General features: G+C 68.5%; 23 protein-coding genes. 13 read left to right on the top strand and 10 right to left on the bottom strand.

Annotated elements, in window-relative coordinates:
• Positions 1–78: 78 nt before the first annotated feature.
• Positions 79–1,410 (bottom strand): PLP-dependent aminotransferase family protein, encoded by a 1,332-nt coding sequence (locus ABZ412_RS07730; protein ID WP_357277639.1) that lies wholly within the window; start codon positions 1,408–1,410, stop codon positions 79–81.
• Between the two features lie 63 nt (positions 1,411–1,473).
• Here ABZ412_RS07730 and ABZ412_RS07725 point away from each other — a divergent pair, with 63 nt between their 5' ends.
• From ABZ412_RS07725 to ABZ412_RS07705, 5 genes are all read left to right on the top strand, one after another.
• Positions 1,474–1,959: a PaaI family thioesterase gene (locus tag ABZ412_RS07725; protein ID WP_357277637.1), complete on the top strand. Its 486-nt coding sequence runs from the start codon at positions 1,474–1,476 to the stop codon at positions 1,957–1,959.
• Positions 1,960–2,136: 177 nt separating this feature from the next.
• Positions 2,137–3,108 carry a non-homologous end-joining DNA ligase gene (gene ligD / locus ABZ412_RS07720; RefSeq protein ID WP_357277635.1) on the top strand — a complete coding sequence of 324 codons (972 nt, stop codon included), beginning with the start codon at positions 2,137–2,139 and terminating at the stop codon, positions 3,106–3,108.
• A 70-nt stretch (positions 3,109–3,178) separates the two neighbouring features.
• Positions 3,179–3,622, top strand: coding sequence for a pyridoxamine 5'-phosphate oxidase family protein (locus ABZ412_RS07715; protein WP_357277632.1), 444 nt, complete (start codon positions 3,179–3,181; stop codon positions 3,620–3,622).
• Between the two features lie 203 nt (positions 3,623–3,825).
• Positions 3,826–5,232 carry an amino acid permease gene (locus ABZ412_RS07710; RefSeq protein WP_357277630.1) on the top strand — a complete coding sequence of 469 codons (1,407 nt, stop codon included), beginning with the start codon at positions 3,826–3,828 and terminating at the stop codon, positions 5,230–5,232.
• A 165-nt stretch (positions 5,233–5,397) separates the two neighbouring features.
• On the top strand, positions 5,398–6,789 hold the full coding sequence (locus ABZ412_RS07705) for an FAD-dependent oxidoreductase (RefSeq protein WP_357277628.1): 1,392 nt from the start codon (positions 5,398–5,400) through the stop codon (positions 6,787–6,789).
• A 12-nt stretch (positions 6,790–6,801) separates the two neighbouring features.
• Here ABZ412_RS07705 and ABZ412_RS07700 read toward each other — a convergent pair whose 3' ends face one another.
• Positions 6,802–6,966: a hypothetical protein gene (locus ABZ412_RS07700; protein WP_357277625.1), complete on the bottom strand. Its 165-nt coding sequence runs from the start codon at positions 6,964–6,966 to the stop codon at positions 6,802–6,804.
• Between the two features lie 111 nt (positions 6,967–7,077).
• Between ABZ412_RS07700 and ABZ412_RS07695 the strand changes: the two genes are divergently transcribed.
• The gene (locus ABZ412_RS07695) at positions 7,078–7,248 is read left to right on the top strand and encodes a hypothetical protein (protein WP_357277623.1); all 171 of its coding nucleotides are present in this window, start codon (positions 7,078–7,080) and stop codon (positions 7,246–7,248) included.
• A 4-nt stretch (positions 7,249–7,252) separates the two neighbouring features.
• Here the strand turns inward: ABZ412_RS07695 and ABZ412_RS07690 are convergent, their stop codons facing one another.
• Positions 7,253–7,603, bottom strand: coding sequence for a hypothetical protein (locus ABZ412_RS07690; RefSeq protein ID WP_357277620.1), 351 nt, complete (start codon positions 7,601–7,603; stop codon positions 7,253–7,255).
• Positions 7,604–8,012: 409 nt separating this feature from the next.
• On the opposite strand from ABZ412_RS07690, the gene ABZ412_RS07685 reads away from it, so the two are divergent.
• Positions 8,013–8,672: a LysE family translocator gene (locus ABZ412_RS07685; RefSeq protein ID WP_357277618.1), complete on the top strand. Its 660-nt coding sequence runs from the start codon at positions 8,013–8,015 to the stop codon at positions 8,670–8,672.
• A 207-nt stretch (positions 8,673–8,879) separates the two neighbouring features.
• Here ABZ412_RS07685 and ABZ412_RS07680 read toward each other — a convergent pair whose 3' ends face one another.
• The gene (locus tag ABZ412_RS07680) at positions 8,880–9,656 is read right to left on the bottom strand and encodes an SDR family oxidoreductase (RefSeq protein WP_357277616.1); all 777 of its coding nucleotides are present in this window, start codon (positions 9,654–9,656) and stop codon (positions 8,880–8,882) included.
• A 59-nt stretch (positions 9,657–9,715) separates the two neighbouring features.
• On the opposite strand from ABZ412_RS07680, the gene ABZ412_RS07675 reads away from it, so the two are divergent.
• Positions 9,716–10,075, top strand: a complete 360-nt coding sequence (locus ABZ412_RS07675; protein WP_357277614.1) for a helix-turn-helix domain-containing protein — start codon at positions 9,716–9,718, stop codon at positions 10,073–10,075.
• A 37-nt stretch (positions 10,076–10,112) separates the two neighbouring features.
• On the opposite strand, the gene ABZ412_RS07670 is transcribed toward ABZ412_RS07675, so the two are convergent.
• The gene (locus ABZ412_RS07670) at positions 10,113–12,119 is read right to left on the bottom strand and encodes an APC family permease (protein WP_357277611.1); all 2,007 of its coding nucleotides are present in this window, start codon (positions 12,117–12,119) and stop codon (positions 10,113–10,115) included.
• Between the two features lie 174 nt (positions 12,120–12,293).
• Between ABZ412_RS07670 and ABZ412_RS07665 the strand changes: the two genes are divergently transcribed.
• Positions 12,294–13,070 carry a GntR family transcriptional regulator gene (locus ABZ412_RS07665; protein WP_357277609.1) on the top strand — a complete coding sequence of 259 codons (777 nt, stop codon included), beginning with the start codon at positions 12,294–12,296 and terminating at the stop codon, positions 13,068–13,070.
• An 81-nt stretch (positions 13,071–13,151) separates the two neighbouring features.
• Here the strand turns inward: ABZ412_RS07665 and ABZ412_RS07660 are convergent, their stop codons facing one another.
• On the bottom strand, positions 13,152–13,445 hold the full coding sequence (locus ABZ412_RS07660; RefSeq protein ID WP_357278156.1) for a hypothetical protein: 294 nt from the start codon (positions 13,443–13,445) through the stop codon (positions 13,152–13,154).
• Positions 13,446–13,577: 132 nt separating this feature from the next.
• The gene (locus tag ABZ412_RS07655) at positions 13,578–13,769 is read right to left on the bottom strand and encodes a hypothetical protein (protein WP_357277606.1); all 192 of its coding nucleotides are present in this window, start codon (positions 13,767–13,769) and stop codon (positions 13,578–13,580) included.
• Between the two features lie 386 nt (positions 13,770–14,155).
• Here ABZ412_RS07655 and ABZ412_RS07650 point away from each other — a divergent pair, with 386 nt between their 5' ends.
• Together ABZ412_RS07650 and ABZ412_RS07645 are read left to right on the top strand one after the other, a co-directional pair.
• Positions 14,156–14,386, top strand: a complete 231-nt coding sequence (locus ABZ412_RS07650) for a DUF397 domain-containing protein (protein WP_357277604.1) — start codon at positions 14,156–14,158, stop codon at positions 14,384–14,386.
• A gap of 86 nt (positions 14,387–14,472) precedes the next feature.
• Positions 14,473–15,360 (top strand): helix-turn-helix transcriptional regulator, encoded by an 888-nt coding sequence (locus ABZ412_RS07645; protein ID WP_357277601.1) that lies wholly within the window; start codon positions 14,473–14,475, stop codon positions 15,358–15,360.
• A gap of 131 nt (positions 15,361–15,491) precedes the next feature.
• On the opposite strand, the gene ABZ412_RS07640 is transcribed toward ABZ412_RS07645, so the two are convergent.
• From ABZ412_RS07640 to ABZ412_RS07630, 3 genes are all read right to left on the bottom strand, one after another.
• A complete protein-coding gene (locus ABZ412_RS07640; protein WP_213554958.1) occupies positions 15,492–15,740 on the bottom strand; it encodes a hypothetical protein in 249 nt (82 codons plus the stop codon).
• Between the two features lie 311 nt (positions 15,741–16,051).
• On the bottom strand, positions 16,052–16,405 hold the full coding sequence (locus ABZ412_RS07635; protein ID WP_357277599.1) for a hypothetical protein: 354 nt from the start codon (positions 16,403–16,405) through the stop codon (positions 16,052–16,054).
• Positions 16,406–16,519: 114 nt separating this feature from the next.
• Complete coding sequence (locus ABZ412_RS07630; RefSeq protein ID WP_357277596.1) at positions 16,520–17,176, bottom strand: hypothetical protein; 657 nt, start codon at positions 17,174–17,176, stop codon at positions 16,520–16,522.
• A gap of 94 nt (positions 17,177–17,270) precedes the next feature.
• Between ABZ412_RS07630 and ABZ412_RS07625 the strand changes: the two genes are divergently transcribed.
• The gene (locus tag ABZ412_RS07625; RefSeq protein WP_357277594.1) at positions 17,271–18,104 is read left to right on the top strand and encodes an acyl-CoA thioesterase domain-containing protein; all 834 of its coding nucleotides are present in this window, start codon (positions 17,271–17,273) and stop codon (positions 18,102–18,104) included.
• Between the two features lie 236 nt (positions 18,105–18,340).
• Positions 18,341–19,690: a lipase family protein gene (locus ABZ412_RS07620; protein ID WP_357277591.1), complete on the top strand. Its 1,350-nt coding sequence runs from the start codon at positions 18,341–18,343 to the stop codon at positions 19,688–19,690.
• The last annotated feature ends 107 nt before the right edge of the window (positions 19,691–19,797 follow it).

Raw genomic sequence — 19,797 nt, 5'->3', positions numbered from 1 at the left:
CGTCGGGGGAGTGGGGGCGGACCACGCCGCGAGCCGGATCGAGAGCACTCGCCTGCCGATCGACTCCCCGGCGCACCGTCAGCCGGGTGGCACCGAGTCCAGGACGTCCCGCAATTCGGCGAGTACGAGCGGAAGCTCTTCCAGCGCGGGCGATCCCAGGGCGATGCGCAGACCGTGCGGGACGTGCTGGGTGACGGCGAAGACGTCGCCGGTGCAGACCCGGACGCCGCGGCGCGACAGTTCGGCCGCGATGCGGTCCATGCGCTGGTCGGGGTCGATGGGGAGCCAGGCGAAGAACGAGCGCGGATGGGCGATCGGCCGGAGGTCGCCCAGTTCCTGGCGCAGGACATATTGATGGTCTCCGGCCGCGCGGCGGCTCGCGTGTTCCAGGGCGTCGACCGTGCCGTCGCCGATCCAGCGCACCGCCACGGCCGTGACCAGGCCCGGCGGGCTCGCCATGGTCGCGCGGAGCAATCGTCCGAGCGCGGGTTCGGCGCGCGGCGGGATGACCAGGATGCCGAACCGCAGACCGGCCGCGGCGCTCTTGGACAGACTCGAGACCCAGAACGTGCGCTCGGGAGCCATGGTGACCAGTGGCGCGGGTGCGGTGTCGGCGAGGAAGGCATAGGCAGCGTCCTCGATCAGGAACAGATCATGGTGCCGCGCAATCGAAACGAGGCGCTCGCGCTGCCCGCGGTCGAGGACCCAGCCGAGCGGATTGTGCAGGGTCGGCATGGCGTAGACGGCGCGCACCGGCCGTCGCGCGCACAGCCGGTCGAGGGCGTCCAGGTCCGGGCCGTCGGCGACGGCCGGGATCGGCGCGACATCGACTCCGTGGGCATGGGCGAGCAGCTTGAAGCCGGGATAGGTGAGCTCGTCCGCCGCGACCACGTCTCCGGGTGAGAACAGCGCGCGGACAACGAGATCCAATCCGTGCTGTGCCCCATGGGTGAGCACGACGCGCGCGGGGTCGGCGGCGATTCCGCGTCGATCCAGGAACTCCGTGACTATCGCGCGGTCGTGCGGCCGCCCACCCGGAGGCTGTTGGCGCAGCAGGGCGTCCAGGTCGCCGCCGCCGGCGAGGTCGCGCAGCGCGGTGCGCAGCAGTTCCGCGCGGCGCGGCGACATCGGTTGCGTGAAGGCCAGATCCGCCCACACCGTGTCCGCGCCCGCCCCGTATTCGGCCGACGCCAGCCGCACCGATCGGTCCCGCACGAAACTGCCCCGGCCTGGCTCGCCGACGACCAGTCCGACACGCTTGAGCTCGGCGAATACCCGGGTCGCGGTGGCCACCGCGATGCCGTGCCCGGCCGCGAGCTCCCGATGGGTCGGCAGCCGCTGCCCCGGGGCCCAGCGTCCCGCGCGGATCTGCGCCGCGAGTTCGGCCGCGACCTGCTGATACGTGCGCATCACCCGACTGTACCTAGGACAATTTCTTGATCGTCCTATCTGACCGGTCCTACCGTCCCGTCCATGACGATCTCGCCGACCGAACTGCCGGTTCTGGACTACCTGCACGCCCAGCTGGCCGGAACCCTGGCCGAGGGCCAGACCTGCCAGTTCCGGTATCCGACAGCGATTTCCCGCACTCTCGGGATCCGCCTGACCGCGGTCGTCCTGGGCCGGGCGGTCGTCGAGATCGATACCGATCCCGCGGTGCACGGCAACCAGCAGGGCACGGTGCACGGCGGGCTGCTCACCGAACTGGCGGACGCGGCCATCGGCACCGCGCACTCCACGGTGGTCGGTCCCGGCGAATCGTTCACGAGCATCGATCTGCGGGCGGTCTTCCTGCGCCCGGTCTGGCGCGACACCCTTCGCGCGCACGCATACCCGACGCATTCGGGCCGCACCATCACGCACTACCGGTGCGATATCACCCGCGGTGACGGCAAATCGGTCGCCACCGTCACCAGTATCGTGACGACCCTCTCCGGTGAGCGTTCGACGGGGCGGTGACGGATTCTGTGCGCCCATCGATCCCCGTGCCTCCGCCCCGCGGAATGAGGGTGGCCGAGTTGGCGGACCATAACGAACCGGGCGTCCCCGGCGTGCCGCGGCAGCGGGAGGACAACTCGGTAGCAAACTCCCGGGCATGTCCCGTTCGCCCGGATATCGGCGCGGATAGCGGCCCGCGTGGCCGCCTCGGTCCGCCGCGGCCCGTCGCCCATGCTGGCGACCGGGGGGCCGCCGCCGGGTGGGCCCGGGTGGGCGGTGGAGATGAAGTGGGACGGAGTCCGCATCATCGCGATCCGCGAGGCCGGGGATTGCACCCTGCTCAGCCGCAACGGCAATGACGTCAGCGCGGCCTATCCGGAGATCGTCACGGCATTGAAAGACTTGCCCGGCAAGGGATCTCTGATCTTGGACGGCGAGATCGTCGCGCCGGACCGCGAGGGAGCGCCCTCGTTCGGGCGGCTGCAGCGGCGCATGCACGTGGTGCGGCCGGGGGAGCAGCTGATCGCCGAGGTCCCGGTGCGGTTCTTCGTCTTCGACGTGCTCGGTGTGGACGACCTCGACATCACCGGCGAGACCTACCTCCAGCGCCGTGAGCGGCTGGCCGGCTTGCCGCTGAACGAACCGCTGTCGGCGCCGCCGCACTGGCTCGATGTGGACGCGGCACAGTTGCTGGAGGTGGCGCGGGAACACCGGATCGAAGGCGTCGTGTCCAAACGGACCGATTCGGTGTACCTGCCAGGCCGCCGGTCCCCGGCCTGGATCAAGACGCCGCTGCGGCAGAACACCGAGGTCGTGGTGGCCGGGTGGACGCCGGGCGCGGGCGCGTTCGGGACCACGTTCGGCTCGCTGATCATGGGCGCGCACGACAAGACCGGCCGGCTCGTCTACCTCGGCAATGTCGGCACCGGCTTCACCCAGGCCGCACGCCGCGTCCTGCGCGGCGCCCTCGACGGGATCACCGTCTCCGCAGCCCCTTTCGACCCGCCGCCGCCGGAAGCGAAAGGGGCGGGCTGGCACTGGGTGGATCCGATCCTCGTCGCCGACGTCGAATATCGCGAATACTCCGGCGAGCGCCTGCGCATGCCCAGCTGGAAGGGGTTGCGCACGGACAAACCGCCCGCCCTTGTCTCGGTCCCGCCAGTGCGCTGACACCGCGGCGAACCTCGCGATGGGGCAAGGCAATTGGCGTTATCGGCGCCGATCGACCACAATCGGAGGGATGGGCGGCGTAGGGGCACGGAAGCTACGCGAGCTTTCGGCTGCCGATTCACTGAAACGACTGGCGGGCGCGCACTACGGGCGAATCGTCTACTCGCGCCGGGGACTTCCGATCATCCGGCCGGTCAATCACATCGTCGAGGAGGATGTCGTCGTGGTGCGCGCGCACCTGGGCGCCAGCCTGCTGCGCGGTGACGGTCAGGTGGTGGCGTATGAGGCCGACTCGTTCGACGAGCACACCCGGCAGGGCTGGAGCGTGATCGTCACCGGGGTGGCGCGGGTGGTCATGGATCCCGAACAGGTGCAGCGCTACGAGACGCTGCTGGACCCGTGGATCAATATGCCGATGGACCACGTCATCCGCATCGAGGCCGAGATCGTCACCGGTCTGGAGCTGATCGACGAGGGCGACTGGACCGAGACCCAGCGCCCCTCGCCGCGCTGACCGGCCCCACGCGCCACGGCGGCCACCCCGCACCGGGCCGACCCGACACCACGCGCCGTGGTGACTGTGCGCCGCGGACCACTCCGGTAGCGTGACACGCCGTTGGATCGAGCGCCGCAATTCGTCGGCAAGCTCGACGCGGCCGGTGTCTCGCAGGTGCGAACAGGGGGGTTCCGGCCGCCGGCACGCGGAAGGAACACCATTTGACAGCCTCGGAACGGCAGCTACCGGACACCGGCGCCGCATCCACGGACGAGGGATATTCGCGCGGCCTCTCACCGCGCACCATCCAGATGATCGCCATCGGCGGCGCGATCGGCACCGGCCTGTTCTACGGCGCGGGCGGCGCGATCCAGAAGGCCGGTCCCGCGCTCATCCTCTGCTACCTGGCCGCCGGTCTGGCCATCTTCGTGATCATGCGGGCGCTGGGCGAACTGCTCACCTACCGCCCGGTCGCGGGCAGTTTCGCCGAGTACGCGCACGAATTCCTGGGCCGCTTCGCGGGATTCGCCACCGGCTGGACCTACTGGGCGGTGTGGGTGGCCACCTGCATGGCCGAGATCACGGTGGCCGGGAAGTACGTGCAGTACTGGTTCGACATCCCGCAGTGGGTGACCGCGCTGGTCGTGCTGGGCATCATGTTCGTCGCCAACCTGGTGTCGGTGCGACTGTTCGGCGAGGGCGAGTTCTGGTTCTCGACCATCAAGGTGACCGCCATCGTCACCATGATCGTGCTCGGCCTGGGCGTGCTGATCTTCCACTTCGGCCACGCCACCAACCCGACCGTCACCAATCTGTGGAACGACGGCGGCGTGTTCCCCAACGGTTTCGGGCAGGCGCTGCTGGCCCTGCAGATCGTCGTCTTCGCCTATGTCGGCGTGGAGCTGGTGGGCGTGACCGCCGGTGAGGCGCGCGACCCCAAGCGGACCCTGCGCAAGGCCATCAACTCGCTGCCATTGCGGATCGGCCTGTTCTACATCGGCGCGCTCGTGGTCATCATGTCGGTGTCGAGCTGGCGCACCTTCCACGCGGGCCGCAGCCCGTTCGTGGAGGTCTTCGAGCAGATCGGCATTCCGGGCGCGGCCGGGATCATCAACTTCGTGCTCCTCACGGCGGCGCTGTCGTCCTGCAACTCGGGCATCTACTCGACCGGGCGCATGCTGCGCAGCCTGTCACAGCGTCAGGACGCGCCGTCCGCGCTGGCGAACCTGAGCGGCCGGTCGGTCCCCGCGGTCGGAATCGCGGTCTCGGCGGCGGTCATGGTGATCGGTGTCGCGGTGAACTACTTCTCGCCGGACAAGGCGTTCGGCTACATCACCTCGGTGTCCACCATGGGCATCATCTTCGTCTGGGGCATCATCCTGGTCTGCCACCTGATCTACCGGGTCCGCGTCAAGCAGGGCGTGCTGCCGGGCAGTGACTACCGGCTGCCGGGAGCCCCGATCACCACGGCACTGGCGCTGGCGTTCCTCGCGCTGGTCGTGGTGCTGCTGTTCTTCACCGAGGACGGCCGCAGCGCGCTCGTGGTCGGCGCGGTGTGGGGTCTGCTGGTGTGCGCGGCCTACCCGTTCATGTCCCGCAAATCCGCGGAAAACGCTGTCCACCAGTAACTCCGGACGGGTCCGAGACGCCGCCCGCCCCGCCGCCCACCGGTGGCCGGGCGGGCGGCGTCGTTTCGCCCCGGTCTCATTCCCTCTGCGAGGTAACGAAATCCGGGCATGCGGAGCACGCGGCGGGCGTAGCTTGCTTGGTGCAGGCTAGTTCCAGGGGTGAACATGAACGATCCGCGACGCTACGTTGTCATCGGCGGGGGACTGGCCGGACTGGCCTCCGCGGTCTGGCTCGCCGAAGCCGGGAAACAGGTCACGCTCCTGGAACGCCGCGGACGGCTCGGCGGGCGCACGCACTCGCTGGAAGTCGCGCCGCTGCGCGACATTCCCGACAACGGCCAGCACGTGATCGCCAGCGGGTACGAGCATCTGTTCCGGTACCTGACCAGCGTCGGCACCCGGCAGTACGTGAGCTTCCCGCAGCAGGGCGTGCTGCGCTGGCCCGGCGGGCGCACGGCGATCATGGGTACCGCCGGATTTCCCGCTGTGCGCGCCCTGCTCGGCGCCCACCCCGACGCGAGCGCCGCCGACCGGGTGCGCGCGGCCGCCGCCACCGTCAAGATGGGCTGGCAGAGTCTGCGCCAGCCCGGCGATCTGGCCGACCTCACCACCGACCAGTGGTTCCGCCGCCTCGGCATGCCCGACACCGCCCGCGAGGCGCTGTGGGACTGGCTGGCCCTCGGCATCGCCGCCGAACCGGTGCGGCAGGAATCGGCCAAGGTGTTCGCCGACGTACTGGCCACCGGAATCCGCTTGGGCGTCAAGCGGATGCGGCCGGTCACCATCGGCTACCCGACCACCGACCTGGACACCCTGTTGGTCTCCGGTGCGCAGCGGGTCTTCGACCGGCACGGGGTGGACGTGAAATACCGGGCGGTGGCGCGCCGCATCCACATCACCGACGGCGCGGTCACCGGCGTCGAATTGGCCGGGGGCGAGGTGCAACCCGCCGACGCGGTGGTGTGCGCGGTTCCCAACTCCTACATCGGCGGACTGCTCGACGAGCTGCCCGAGCACGACCGCATCTATTCGGCCGCCGACAAACTCGGGTACACCCCGATCGTCAGCACCAACCTGTACCTGGACCGCCCGCTCGGCACCAAAGCCGCCATGGAGGCCCTCATCGGCGGGACCGGCGTCATCGACGAGGTCTTCGACCGCCAGCGCATGCACGGGCGCGGGACGCTGAACGGCTGGCTGTACTGCCTGACCACCAGCGGCGCGTACGAGCAGATCCACAAGCCGCACCACCAGGTGGTCGACGAGCAGATGGCGCTGCTGCGCCGCTACTACCCGGCCGCCGAGGACGCGAAAGTGCTGCACGCGCAGGTGGTTCCGATGCCACGGGCCACCTTCTCGCAGGTGGTCGGCACCGACGGGTTGCGGCCGGACCAGGCCACCTCGGTGCCCACGCTGGTGCTGGCGGGGGATTGGACCCGAACCGACTGGTCGGCCACGATGGAGAGCGCGGCCCAGAGCGCCTCCAGGGCCGTCGACCTGCTGCTCGCCCTCCCCGGCGTCCGGATCCAGAACCGGCGGAAGGTCATGCGGCGCTGAAGCGTCGAACCATCACCCGCGTTCGGCTCGCGACACGGGCTCGCGGAAGTAGTTGAGGATCAGCCGGGTGAGGTCGGCGAGAAAGCGCTCGCGCGGGATGGGCGGCCGATATTCGACAGCACCCGCGCGGACCCGCTCGGTCACCTCGGCGGTATAGCGCTCGATGACCGCGGCCACGATCGCGTCCTTGTTCGGGAAGTACTGATACAGCGAGCCCGGACATTACTGCCCGGTCCACGCCGATCGGGGCTCGGACCCGATCACCAGATTCCGCCAGCTGACCGGGTTTTGACACCATGGCACACCCGCGCCCGCATGATCCGCCGCGCCCGCCACATCGACCCCATGTGGGACCGCAACACCAGAATCGCGCGCTACCTCGCCGCCCGTGCCGGAATCCACGGCACCCCGTTCGACCACCACGACAGCACCGTCGACACCGCGCGCCGCCCGGTCTGATCGGTCAGCCCTGGGAGCCGACGATGCCCAGGTACACGACCATCAGCGTGAACAGGAACCAGCCCACGCCCTGCCAGATCGGCCACGCCCGCCCGGCCCGCCACGCCCGGTACGCGAGCACCAGCGCGAGGATGCCGCCGGCGAGCAGGACCCCGCCCGGCACCAGGCCCACGACCACCTTCGAGGTGCCGTCGCACAGCACCGACCCCGCGTTCAGGCACCGATCCCGGGCCGAGGCCCACACCAGCACGATCACGCCGCCCGCCACGGCGATCCCCAGCACGCTCAGCACGTAGCGGGTCGCGTGCCGCAGCATCTCCGGATCGTTCCACCGCTTCTCCACATCATTGACCATCGCCGCACCTCCTCACCCTGGCGTTACCCGTTCCGCGCTGGATACCACCATGATCGTCCCCGCGACGGCGGCCCGGCACGCCCGGCCGGCCGATTCCGCTGCCTCGATGCCTGACCGAGATCGAGTCGGCGGTGTAGTCGGCCATGGGCGGTCGGGTAGGCATCGTCTGGGCACTGGGCACTGGGCACTGGGCACTGGGCACTGGGCACTGGGCACTGGGCACTGGGCACTGGGCACGATGGGTCTCTTGCGGCGGCAGTGTCATCCTGACCGCATGGGAGGCACCGGATGCTGGGACCTCGCAGGGCGTCGGCGTGTACGCGGCGACATGCCGATCAGGGGTGCGAAGTACGGCATTCTGGCGAAAACCGCTGGCCGAGGCCACTGGGTCGTATGTCAGCATCGAGGCATGCCCCACTGGATTCAGGTGCTGCCCGCCTTCGCCCTCGCCTCGCTCATCCTGGCCGCGCTGCCCGGACCGGCCACCGCGCTGTTCCTGCAGCGGTCGGTGCGCGACGGCCGCGCCGCGGGGCTGGCGGCCGTGGTGGGCAATGAGATCGGCATCTTCGGGTGGACGGTCGCCGGAGGCGCGGGACTGTCGGCACTGCTGGTGGCCAACCAGGTCCTGAACCTGGGCATCCATCTGATCGGCGCGCTCGTGCTGATCTGGCTGGGCGTCCAGGCCTGGCGTGGCACCCGCGGTGATCGCGGGGCCCGCGCCGACGACGCCTTTGGTGCGGCGCTGACCGCCGCGCTGCCCGGCGGCCGCACGCCCGCGGCCGCCTTCCGCGCCTCGCTGATCTCCATCGCGGCCAACCCCAAGGCCGCGGTCTTCGGCCTGACGATCCTGCCGCAGTTCCTACCCAGCAGCGGCCCGGTGCTGCCGACGGTGTTCATCCTGGCCGCCATCCAGCTGGTCATCGACACCTCATGGTGCGTCGGCGTCGTCCTGGCCGCCGACCGCGCCGGAACCTGGCTGCGCCGCACCGGCATTCGCCACCGCATCGAACGCGCCCTGGCCGCGATCCTCGTCGCGCTCGGCCTCGGCCTGGCCGCTGACGCCCGCTGACCTGACCCCGCTCACGCTCGACTCGGCTCGCACCTGAACGGGACCGCGCTGCGGCAAACCCTGTGCCCCGCGCGCGTTTCCGGCCCCGAGCGCCTCCCGGACTCGCACCACAGTGCGACCGGCGGGCCGTCGAGGTGGGCGCGGCACGCGGCCACCGGGGTCCCGATGGTGCGCCGCGGGTTGTGGCCGTGCGCTGCTGCGCGCGGGTCAGCCGTGGGAGGCGGCGGGTGTGGTCGGCTCCGACAGGAAGTCCTGCCCGCCGACGTAGACCGTGTGACCCAGCGGCGCGTCGAGGGTGGTGGCGTCGGCGACCGCGGTGGCGAACTCCTCAACCGTCGGCAGATCGCCCTGGTCGCGACGCTCGGTGACCGCATCGGGGTCGCGCCGTTCGAGCAGGCGCACGATGATGGTGCCGTCGATCATGTCGCCGGACACCACGGTGAAACCGATTCCGCGGTCGGCGAATTCGCCGGTCATGGCACGCAGTGCGTCCTCACCGGCCCGCTTGCTCGCGGCGATCTGCTCGTAGCCGGGCGGGGCCTGGCGGGTGGGGGAGAAGTGGGCCTGGTGGCTGGTGACGAACACGATCCGACCGCCCGCCGGGAGATGCGGCAGCGCGAGCGCGGCCAGCCCGGTCTGGGCGTCGCGGTTGAGCAGCATGGCGTAGTCGGGCGCGGCATCGCGCTCCAGGCCGCCGGAGGCGTTGAGCACCAGCACATCCAGGCGGCCGAACTCCGCCACCACATTCTCGACGAGCGCCCGCGCGCTCTCGGGATCCGCGATGTCCGCGCCCGCCACCGAGGCGCTGCCGCCCGCGTCCGCGATCTCGGCGGCCAGCGTCTCGGCGCGCTTGCGCTTCTCCCGGTAGTTCACGACCACGTGGTCGCCCCGGCCTGCCAGCACCCGCGCGGTCTCCGCGCCGATCCCGCGGGAGGACCCGGTAATCAGCACGATGCGCGGTTCGGTCCCTGTCGTCGTAGTCATGCGCGACCTCCATCCTCCAGAGTGCTTCTAATTCAGAAGCACTACATTGGTACTTCGAAATGAGAAGCGCAAGTCAGCCACCGCCCGCCAACAGCCGCGCCGACGACTCGGCCGCCCCGCTCCTGGCCGCCATGGACCTGCTCGGCCAGCGCTGGATCCTGCGCGTGATCTGGGAATTGGAGCCGGGCGCACTGGGCTTCCTGGAACTGCGCCGCCGCATGGGCAATTGCTCGTCGAGCATGCTGTCGGTGCGCCTGCAACGGCTCGCCGACGCCGGGGTCGTGCTCAAGCGCCCCGACAAGTCCTACGAGTTGACCACCGCCGGTACGGAGTTGGGCCGCGCGCTGGAAGGCGTGTGGGAGTGGTCGGAGCGGTGGGCCGACAACCTCGAGGGCACACGCGACACCGACGGCGGGTAAGGGCGCCGCGCACGCGAGGCCCGGTGGCGCCGGACGATCAGGCCCTGTCGCCCGACCCGGTGATGCCGCGCCGGATCTCACCCGGCATGTGCTCCTCGCGCGGTGTGGCGCGGAAGCGCGACGAATGCAGCTGCCAGGGCACGCTCGTCACCATCACCCCCGGCTCGAACAGCAGCCGCGCCTTGAGTCGCAGTGAACTCTGGTTGTGCAGCAGGTTCTCCCACCAGCGACCCACCACGTACTCGGGGATGAACACGCTCACCACATCCCGCGGCCGCGACTTGCGCTGCCGCTTGATCTCGTCGAGCACCGGCCGGGTGATCTCCCGGTACGGCGATTCGATGACCTTGAGCGGGATGCCGACCCCGAAGCTCTCCCAGTCCCGGGCCAGATCGCGGGTATCGGCGTCGTCCACATTGACCGTCACCGCCATCAGCGTGTCCGGCCGGGTGGCGCGCGCGAACTGCACCGCCCGCTGGGTCGCCTTGTGCCAGCCCGACACCAGCACCACCGCGTGCACCCGCCCCGGCAGCATCTCCAGCTCGTCCGGATCGATCGCGAGTTCGCCGCGCACCGACGTGTAGTGCCGGTGGATCAGCCACATGATGGCCACCAGGATCGGCATGGCGATGACCACCAGATACGCGCCGTGGGTGAACTTGGTGATCATCACGACCACCAGCACCACGCCGGTGAAGCACGCGCCGAAGGCATTGATGAAGCGCGCCCGGTGGATTCGCAGCCGCTCGCCGGAGCTCTGCGCGGTCCGCAGCTCCCGGTTCCAGTGCCGCACCATGCCGGTCTGGCACAGTGTGAACGAGGTGAACACTCCCATGATGTAGAGCTGGATGAGCCGGGTGGTGGACCCGTCGAAGGCATAGATGAGCGTCCCCGCCGCCACCGCCAGCAGGATGATGCCGTTGGAGAAGGCCAGCCGGTCGCCGCGGGTGTGCAGCTGGCGCGGCATGTAGCGGTGTTGCGCGAGAATCGAATTCAGCAGCGGGAAGCCGTTGTAGGCGGTGTTGGCGGCCAGGATGAGGATCAGCGCCGTGGTGACCATCAGGTAGTAGAACGCGAGGCTGTTGCCGCCGAACACGGCCGCCGAGATCTGCGCGATGACGGTCTTCTGCGCGTCGTTGTGGCAGTCCCCGGCGAATCCGATGATGTCGCAGGTGTTCTCGGTGACCCGGGTCTTGGTGATCATCGCCAGCGCTGTCACCCCGGAGAACATGGCGATGGCGATGACGCCCATGGCGGTCATGGTCCGCGCGGCATTGAGCGCCTTGGGCTTGCGGAAGGCGGGCACTCCGTTGGAGATGGCCTCCGCGCCGGTGAGCGCGGTGCAGCCGGAGGAGAAGGCCCGCAGCAGCAGGAAGGCGACCCCGACGGTGGACAGCCCCACCTGCTCGGCGTGGATCTCGTAGTGGGCGCTCTCGGCGACCGGGGTGTGCCCGAGCAGGGTTTGTCCCAGCCCGACCACGATGAGCGCGAACACCCCGAGGACGAACCCGTAGGTGGGAATCGCGAAGGCGCGGCCGGACTCTCGCACACCGCGCAGGTTCATGGCGGTCAGGAAGACGATGAACCCCAGATCGATGACCACCCGGTAGGCGTTCAGATCGGGCACCGCCGAGATGATGTTGTCCACGCCGGCCGACACCGACACCGCCACGGTCATCACGTAGTCGACCAGCAGCGCGGCCGCCACCACCAGGCCGGGCAGCGCGCCGAGGTTCTCGGCCACCACCTCGTAGGAGCCGCCGCCGGACGGATACGCCTGCACCACCTGCCGATACGACAGCGCCACGACGGCCAGCAGGACCACCACGCCCGCCGCGACCACCGGTGTCAGGTGCAGGTATGCCAGCCCGCCCAGGGTCAGGATGAGCAGGATCTCCTGGGTGGCGTAGGCGACCGAGGACAGCGGGTCGCTGGCGAAGATCGGCAGCGCGAGCCGCTTGGGCAGCAGGGTCTCGCCGAGCCGATCGCTGCGAAACGGCCGTCCGAGCACGAGTCGTTTGGCTACGTCGATCGGTGAAACCACGCTCCGCAGCCTAGGTCTGAAAACCGGGAGAATCGGAACCCCATGCCGTAGAGAATTCGTAAAGATACCGGACTGTCCGGCCCCGCTGCCTGCGGATTCGAAGACTTGTGCGGTTGATCGAACAACCACCTAGACTGTCTGGGACGTAATCGAGGGATTTGGAGAGGTGACACGATGGGAGACCGGACGGTCGTCGCCGACGTTGCCGACGAATTGGCGCGCCGCGTGGCATCCGGGGAGTACGAGCCCGGTGGTCTGATGCCGTCCGTCCGCCAGGTCGCCGAGGAGTTCGACCTCAATCGCGCGACAGCGCAATTGATTCTGGGCCGGCTGGAATCCTACGGCTTCGTGGACGCCCACCGCGGCAAGGGATTCGTGATCCGCGATGTCCGCGCCGAGGGCGGCGTGGACGTGTACGGGCGGCTGTTCCGGCTGTCCATGCCGGAACCGGAGATCGCCGCGGAGATGTTCGGCAATATCGTCGACGAGGAACGCGGGATCGCGCTCGAGGCGCTGCTCGCCTACACCGGCAGCGAGCGCCCGCTCGATCCGGCCGAACTCAAGGCCGAGATCGACGAACTGGAAACCCTTGCGCGCGGCACGGACCCGGATCCGTACCGGATGCTGAGCATCGAACTCGGGCTGCTGCGCCGGATGCTCACCGCGCTCGGGCTCTCGGTGCAGCGCTCGGTGCTCAACTCGATCGGCGAGATGGTGCTCGAGGTGCCGGCAGCGGTCGAGGCGTACTTCGCGGTCTCCCCGGATCTGCACGTGCTGGTGTGGCGGGCGCTGGTGGCGGTGTGGGAATCCGACGCCGGTCCGAGTCAGGCGCAGCTCGCGCTGTTCGAGGATCTGTTCGGCATGTACCACCGGAAAGTGGTGGCGCGCTTCGAGGAACTGGTCGGTGCGGCCGGATCCGGCGCCGCCGGTGTGGTGGCCGCGACCGCGTGAGTTCGGGCCGACGGGTCGGTCTCGTCTCAGACAACCCCTCTTGGCAGAATTCTCGACGATTTTCAGCGCCCGAATTGGGAGCTATTGACCGATTACCGCGTTCATGATGGTGCCCGCGCTCGTCGCCACAATGCCGCCGACGAGCGCCCCGGCCACCTGTTTGGGCGACTGTAAACCGCTGCCGCTCCACTTTTCCCACGCGAAGCGACCGCCCGCGTAGGTGATGGCGAGGACTCCGGAAAGCAGCACGAACCAGGTGAAGTACCGGACCAGCCGCATCAGCTTGTCGGCCGCGGGTGGGGTCTCGGGCGTGGGATCGACGATCTGCGCGTGCTGAATCTGGGTCAGCAGCTCGTGGGCGGCAATAAGAAACATCTCGGCGCTCTTCCACATGGGGCAATTCACCCTCCGGGGTACTCGCCGGACCCACTGTCACGCAAGGGAAGTCGCGCTCTTGTTCGTCATCGGGCATCGACGCGAACGCAATAGTGCGCGCGCCCGGTACGGTCAGTCCACGTCGTTGTCGGCGGACAGGTACGCTATGGCCGCCAGATACTGCCGGCAGGCGAAGTGCTGGTCGTGCGCGCGGAGGAGGGCGCGGGCCTGGCGGTAGGTGAGGGTGCGTGGTTCCGCCTCGCAGTCACCGGATTGGTCGCCGCGAGCGACGGCGTCGGTGGTACGGACGAGCATCTGCGTCATGGGATGCCTCTGGCCGAGTGGGGGATTGGTGCACCGAGTTTAGGAGCTCGGATCGTGCAGATGCAAGCACATCTGCACGCTCGTTGCGGGTCTCGAGGAGAGATTCCGGCGTCACGTGACCTTTCGGGCATGGGGTCCCGGAAACAATCGGGCGAACGGGACGAACTGACCCGAATTCTCTGTCCCCCCTTCGCAACTTCGCTCTTGAGCATGGGTTTCAAGATCAAATCTGTTGTGTTGCAAAGGATGTGCATGCTCGAGGCCATCGATCATGGGCTACCTGCGTGCTATCGTCGTGCTTGCGGTTGCAACTGTAAGTACATCTGATCGAACAATTGCAAGTACTGGGACCACCGTCTGCGGGCGGTACTGGCAAGGAGTCTGAAATGACGGACATCTCGGCAACCTCGATCGATCGCTCGAATCTCTTGTGGCGCAAGAGCACCTTCAGCAATCCCAGTGGGAACTGCGTGGAACTCGCCCCGCTCGCCAATGGGCAGGTCGCCGTGCGCAACTCGCGCGACCCCGAAGGCTCGCTGATCGTGTACACGCGCCCGGAGATCGATGCGTTCCTGCAAGGCGCGAAGAGTGGAGAGTTCGACGACCTCGCGCGCTGAGCGGTAGCATTGGCAATCGGCGCGGTGGTTCGCGACTAGCCGTTGTGAGTCCACTGCCGGCAAACCCGAGCATCGGAGTGGACCTCATGATCGCAGAACCCCTTGCCCACCTGCAGGCGGATTCCGCTGTCGCCGAACGCGGCCCGACCGCACTGCGGATCGCGGTGGGCAGCCAGCTACGAAAGCTGCGGGAGTTCAACAAAATCACGCGGGAGGCCGCGGGTGAACACATCCGCGGGTCCCATGCCAAGATCAGTCGCCTGGAACTCGGGCGCACCGGATTCAAGGAGCGCGATATCCGGGATCTGTTGACGCTGTACGGCGTTGACGATCCCGGTGAGCGCGAGCAGTTCCTGGACCTGGTGCGCAAGGCGAATCAGCCGGGCTGGTGGCACCGCTACAGCGATCTGCTGCCTTCCTGGTTCGAAACCTATCTGGGGCTCGAGCACGCGGCGAAGTCCATCCGCACCTACGAGGGACAGCTGGTTCCGGGTCTGTTGCAGACCCCCGACTACGCTCGCTCGATCGTTGCCCTCGGGCACGATGTGGATGGGGAGCGCCGCGTCTCGCTGCGCCGGCGTCGGCAGGAGCTACTCACCCGCGATGGCGCGCCCAGCTTCTGGGCCGTGCTCGACGAGGCGGTCCTGCATCGTCCCGTGGGCGGGCCGGGCGTCCTGCGCGGTCAGATCGAGTACCTCATCGAGATCTCCAAGCGCCCGAACGTCACCATCCAGTTCCTGCCGTACGGGGCGGGTGGCCACGCGGCTGCGGGAAGCTCGTTCACCATGCTTCGCTTCGCCGAGGCCGAACTGCCCGACATCGTGTATCTGGAGCAGCTCACCAGTGCGCTGTATCTGGATCGCCGTGAGGACCTCGAGCTGTACCGGCAGGTGATGGATCAGCTCAGCGTGCAGGCGGAGCCGCCGGAGCGTTCACGCAAAGAGCTGGCGAAGATTGCCGAGAAGCTCGACTGAGCGCCGCGCGGGGCCATCAGGACCCGCGCCGGCTGCCCTGCGGATACCCCCGCAGACGGATAAGGGGCCCCTCACGGGGCCCCTATCAGCGTGCCGCGAACCGGGCGGGTCTGCGGCACGGCCGGATTCGGTTACTGCCTGATGAAGCTGGAAGCGATCCGCCAGAACGCCTCCGGCTGCATATGGTGCAGATCCCAGTCGTTCACCATGGCGTGTGCCGTGGTGACGATCCGCTCGATGTCGAAATCATACCGAGTGGCCGCTCCAGTGGATTCGACCTGGCGAATGACGAAAGCGGTTGCCGTCTCACGTGAATAGGTTTGCTCCGGCTGACTTCTGTCGGCAAACCCGAGTCGGCTGAGGTTGATTGGCTGGTTCATTCGAACGCCCCTGACGCCAGGCCGACGGCTGACCGTGGGCGAAGAATCGCCGGTGATTCACCGCTCGGCTCTCTGGTTGTCCCCTATTGGTGCCTTGCAACGACGAGTCTATGACCGTGCGTTGCGCAGATGCAAGTACATCTGCAACATCGAATTCGCAGTGTCAGAGTGCTTTTCGGGATGCTATGAGTTTGCGAAACGATGGTTGGCGAAAGGTTGTAATGCGCCCCGAACAGGGCTTTCCCAGTACTTCCGATCGAAAGTTCCGGAGGGAAACGCCTGTTCCGCTTTATCCAGGAATTCGCTGAAGATCAATTATCACCGTGATGAGCCCTGTCCTGGGCCTTCGCAGCTTTGATCCGATCTTGTTCGAGGACCATCAGGCCGATTCCGAAACGCAGGCAGAGCGCCCCGGTGAGCCCGCACAGCACGCTCCAGACGAGCTCACCGTACCCGGCGGTCGTCAAAGTCAATGCGATCGACACGATTCCGGAGGCGGTCAGAATCGGGCCCGGCAGATTCTGGATGGCCCTCGGCCGATAGGGGGTCTCGTCCGGCGGCCGGCCGGTGCCACCCGGCCGATTGCGGGTGCCGCCACGAGGAATGTGGTCGCCGCCCGGCGGAATGTGGGCGACGGGGTACGCGTACGGAGTGACAGGCAACATCACTGTCCTTTCTCCGGAGGTAATGCAGAACCGATAACAAGCGGATACCCGGTCAGGTTCGGCCGAATCACGCGGTGTCGCCCCCTGTACGCAACCACCGCGGCCGCGCGGCGATCACAACAGGCCCGCCCGCACACCGTCGTGGCCGTCAGTGATGCCCAGATCGTCCAGCAGGCTGAGAAACGCGCGTGCGTAGGGTGCGGCCGTGGTCCCGGTCCTGACGAGCTCCCAGTCGACCTGTGCGCGCAACTCCCGGGCGATGTGCAGCAGCCGGGTGAAATCCAGCCGCTGCGGATCGGCCACGGTCAGTTCGTCCACCAGGAAGTCGGCCACCGTCACCACGGGCGCCGCGATCGGCCCGATGGGCAGCCGCTCGGCGCGTGCCAGCAGCGCGTCGGTGACGGGGCGGCGATCGGTGCCGAACACCAGATCCAGCCGCACCCCGCCGTCGTAGAGCGTGGCCCGCTCGGACTCGGTCCCTGGTGGCGGCCGCAGGCCCGCGGCGGACAACAGGAGCACCCCGCGCGGCAGGTCCGACGGGCGCAGCAGCACGTCGACCTCCGGAGGCGTCTCGGTCACCGGACCGCCGCGGGCGTACACCGCGCACTCCCCGGTGAGGGCGCAGGGAATGTCGTTGTCCTGCAGGGTCTGTACGGCGAGGGTCAGGGTGCCGAGTAGCCGGTCGATGGCGCGGACCATGTCGATGGCGTACCCGTGCCCCGGCCCGCTGAATCCGTGAGTCGACCACCCGCCCGACGGGGACTCGATCACCCACCCAGCGGGCCCCGGATTGAAACGGGTTTCACGCCTGTGTTAGCTCTGGGAACAGTGGATTGATCGATTCGAGTGGACGGGAGCCGGTGCCGTGGTGGATGTGCCCGCGTATTTCGACGAGGTGGACGGCGGGTTCTTCCCGACGTCGTTCGCGGCCAGCCAGTGGTCCTCGGCGCAGGTGGTCGGGCCGGCCCTGACCGGCCTGCTGGCACGCGAACTCGAACGGACCCAGGCCACCGACGGTTTCGTGCCGGTGCGGCTGACCGTGGACCTGTTCAGCGCCGCCCGCTTCGAGCACACCACGACGCCAGTCGTGCGGGTGCGCGACGGCAAGCGGATCCGGGTCGCCGACGTGAGCGTGGTGCAGGGCGGCACCATCGCCGCGCGCGCCACCGCCGTGCTGCTGCAGCCGTCCGAGCAGCCGCCGGGGGAGCTGTGGCGGCGAGAGCGGGAACCGCAGCCGCCTTCGCGCGACATCGCCCCGCCCTCGGCGCTGCCGCAGACGCCGCTGTTCAACAGCGGCGAGGACTCGCCGGTGTGGAACTCGGTGCCCACCGACCATGAGAACGCCGACCGCAAGCGCACCTGGCAGAACCCGATCCGGGTGGTGACCGGGGAGGAGCTGAGCCCGTTCGTGCGGGTCGCGGTGGTGGCCGAGGCGACCAGCATGATGACCAACTGGGGCGACAAGGGCATCGGGTTCATCAATACCGATATGACGCTGGGCCTTTCGCGGCAGCCCGAGGGCACCGAGATCGGCGTGGAGGCCGACAGCCACTTCAGCGAACATGGCCTGGCGGTGGGTGTGGCCACGCTGTTCGACCGGATCGGGTCGTTCGGCAGCTGCATGGTGACCTCGGTGTCCAACGCGGGCCGCCAGATCAGCAACGCCCAACTCGACATGGTGATGCGCAAGCGGCTGTAATCCGCCGGCGCCCTCGGCAATCGGTCCGCGAGATCGCGGATCGATGACAGGATGGGCGTGACACGCGGTCCGGTCAGGGCACGGACCGGTCTCGAACCAGCGTCGAACCGACCACTCCCGAGTGTCACAGTGGTGTGTCCCCGTAGGCTTCGCGGACCACCGACTGACCGATCCGTGGGGGTATTGTGCGGAGTCGCTTCCGAAGACTGGCCGGTGCCTTGACGATCGGCTGCTGCGTGATCGTCACGTACTGCGCCGCACCGGGTTTCGCGCAGCCACCCGAACCTGGAACCGCACCGAACCCGCCCGGCATCTCCCTGCCCGACATCCAGCATTGGATCGACCAGCTGCTCCCGGCGCCCGCCCTCCCCCCGGCCCCCGTGGAGTCCCCGTTGGTCGACACTCCGGAGCTGGCACCGGATCTGGCGGCGCTGCGGGCCGCCACCATGCCCGCGCCGATCGGCGATCCGTTCATCGACGACTGGCCCGCCGGGCTCGACGCCGTGGACCCGGGCGGCATGGTCGCGGTGCGCGACGTAACCGCCACGGCCGCACCCACTCTGATCGTGCCGGTGCGGCAGGTGCTCCAGTTCAAATACCGCACCAACGACTCTCACGACGAGCCGTCCTACGGGATCGCCAGTCTGGTGCTGCCGGACGGGCAGTGGACCGGGCCGGGACAGCGGCCGGTGGTGGTCAACAATCTGCCCATCGACGCGCTGGGCCGCGACTGCAACCCGGGATACACACTCGCGCACGGGTTTACCCGGGCCGCCAATCTGACCGGCTATGCCCTGCCCACCACCCAGCTGGCGCTGCTGCGCGGCTACGGCGTGCTCATCACCGACCACGAGGGCCCGCGCATGGCCTACGCCGAGCCGACCGTGGCCGGGCACGCCATCCTCGACGCCATCCGCGCGACCCGCGGCTACCTGCCGGATGAGCTGGGGGAGAGCAAGTTCGGGATGATCGGGTACTCCGGCGGCGCCATCGCCACCAACGGCGCGGTGAAGCTGATGGCCGAGTACGCCCCCGAACTGTCGGAGGTGGTGGTCGGCGCGGCGTTTGGCGGGGTGCCCGCGGACTTCAGCATCCTGGCGCACTCGATGAACGCCAATCTCGCCTCGGGGGTGTTCCTGGGCGCGGTGTTCGGGATCGGCCGCGAGCGGCCCGAGATCCTGGCCCGGATGAACCATCTGGCGCAGTGGGTGACGACCTCGCAGCTGATCAACAGTCAGTGCAGCGAGGTGTTCGCGCTCCCGGGCGTGCTGCAGCTGCCCATCGACATCGCCGCCAATATCCCCGATCCGCTCGAGAGCGATCTGGCGCACGAGATCTACGGCATCACCCGCATGGACGGCAGGAAGTCACCCGTGCCGCTGTTCATCTTCAACGGCGAACAGGAATTCTGGGTCCCCGCCGAAGGCGCGAAGAACCTCTACCGCGAGCAGTGCGACCTGGGCGTGCCCGCCGTCTACCGCAGCGTCCTCGGCGAACACTTCATCGGCGCCTTCACCGGCTACCCCGAATCCCTGACCTGGCTCGACCAGAGATTGCAGGGCATACCCGCGCCCAACGAGTGTTGAACGCGGGCAGCGCTTCTCACCATCAGCGAGAACCAACGCTTCCGGGGAAGCCCCCGGAGCTTCGTGGAAGGGGTTTCAGGGGAAGCCCCTGAGAGCCCCCGAGAGTT

This window comes from Nocardia sp. NPDC005746 (assembly GCF_040630785.1).
GTDB lineage: Bacteria > Actinomycetota > Actinomycetes > Mycobacteriales > Mycobacteriaceae > Nocardia.
This window is presented reverse-complemented; position numbering and strand designations above follow the sequence as displayed.

Coding starts and splice junctions, on each gene's coding strand:
- ABZ412_RS07705 (WP_357277628.1), top strand. CDS start 5,398: ATGAACGATCCGCGACGCTACGTTGTCATCGGCGGGGGACTGGCCGGA.
- ABZ412_RS07635 (WP_357277599.1), bottom strand. CDS start 16,405: ATGTTGCCTGTCACTCCGTACGCGTACCCCGTCGCCCACATTCCGCCG.
- ABZ412_RS07650 (WP_357277604.1), top strand. CDS start 14,156: ATGACGGACATCTCGGCAACCTCGATCGATCGCTCGAATCTCTTGTGG.
- ABZ412_RS07715 (WP_357277632.1), top strand. CDS start 3,179: ATGGGCGGCGTAGGGGCACGGAAGCTACGCGAGCTTTCGGCTGCCGAT.
- ABZ412_RS07655 (WP_357277606.1), bottom strand. CDS start 13,769: ATGACGCAGATGCTCGTCCGTACCACCGACGCCGTCGCTCGCGGCGAC.
- ABZ412_RS07690 (WP_357277620.1), bottom strand. CDS start 7,603: ATGGTCAATGATGTGGAGAAGCGGTGGAACGATCCGGAGATGCTGCGG.
- ABZ412_RS07640 (WP_213554958.1), bottom strand. CDS start 15,740: ATGAACCAGCCAATCAACCTCAGCCGACTCGGGTTTGCCGACAGAAGT.
- ABZ412_RS07685 (WP_357277618.1), top strand. CDS start 8,013: ATGCCCCACTGGATTCAGGTGCTGCCCGCCTTCGCCCTCGCCTCGCTC.
- ABZ412_RS07665 (WP_357277609.1), top strand. CDS start 12,294: ATGGGAGACCGGACGGTCGTCGCCGACGTTGCCGACGAATTGGCGCGC.
- ABZ412_RS07680 (WP_357277616.1), bottom strand. CDS start 9,656: ATGACTACGACGACAGGGACCGAACCGCGCATCGTGCTGATTACCGGG.
- ABZ412_RS07725 (WP_357277637.1), top strand. CDS start 1,474: ATGACGATCTCGCCGACCGAACTGCCGGTTCTGGACTACCTGCACGCC.
- ABZ412_RS07645 (WP_357277601.1), top strand. CDS start 14,473: ATGATCGCAGAACCCCTTGCCCACCTGCAGGCGGATTCCGCTGTCGCC.
- ABZ412_RS07660 (WP_357278156.1), bottom strand. CDS start 13,445: ATGTTTCTTATTGCCGCCCACGAGCTGCTGACCCAGATTCAGCACGCG.
- ABZ412_RS07730 (WP_357277639.1), bottom strand. CDS start 1,410: ATGCGCACGTATCAGCAGGTCGCGGCCGAACTCGCGGCGCAGATCCGC.
- ABZ412_RS07675 (WP_357277614.1), top strand. CDS start 9,716: ATGAGAAGCGCAAGTCAGCCACCGCCCGCCAACAGCCGCGCCGACGAC.